General features: G+C 36.8%; 1 protein-coding gene. It reads right to left on the reverse strand.

The genetic code is table 11. From position 1 onward, the window contains the following. Positions 1 to 267 precede the first annotated feature (267 nt). The coding region (locus tag MUW74_RS04425; protein WP_243553135.1) for a hypothetical protein at positions 268 to 546 on the reverse strand (279 nt) is incomplete at its 5' end.

Genomic DNA, 546 nt, shown 5'->3' on the forward strand with positions numbered 1-546 from the left:
TGAGGCACGATTGTTTCTTCTCCTTCTTCTTCTTCTTCTTCTTCTTCTTCTTCTTCTTCTTCTTCTTCTTCTTCTTCTTCTTCGGTTGAGGTGAACATCTCATATTGTTGTTATTGTATTTTCCCATGAAACACCCTGGTTGTGAGCCTCTGAGTCTCTGTCGAGCCCAACTATTCAATTATATACATAGATACACAATACCCTGAAAAAAAGAGCCTCACTATTGATAGATTCTATGATTCCTTTACTTCTGATTTATGCTTTCCATCATCTTTCTTCTCCAACAAATAACCAAAATTCTGACGCAACACACACAGATCCACACTTGTACAGATATTCACAATCACTAAACCACAAGCGTTCATCCATACGGAGAAATACACTCGGATGATCACATACAATGTAGAATGATTGAAAATTATTTTCCTCACTCCTTTTGTAGAGAAGAAAAATTTCAAATTCTATGTATGCGGTGAATTTTCTTTCATGAATAAAGCTTCGGTGACACATATGTAGAGAGAGAGAGAGAGAGAGAGAGAGAGAGAG

Source organism: Candidatus Cardinium sp. cBcalN2 (assembly GCF_022810445.1).
Lineage (GTDB): Bacteria > Bacteroidota > Bacteroidia > Cytophagales > Amoebophilaceae > Cardinium.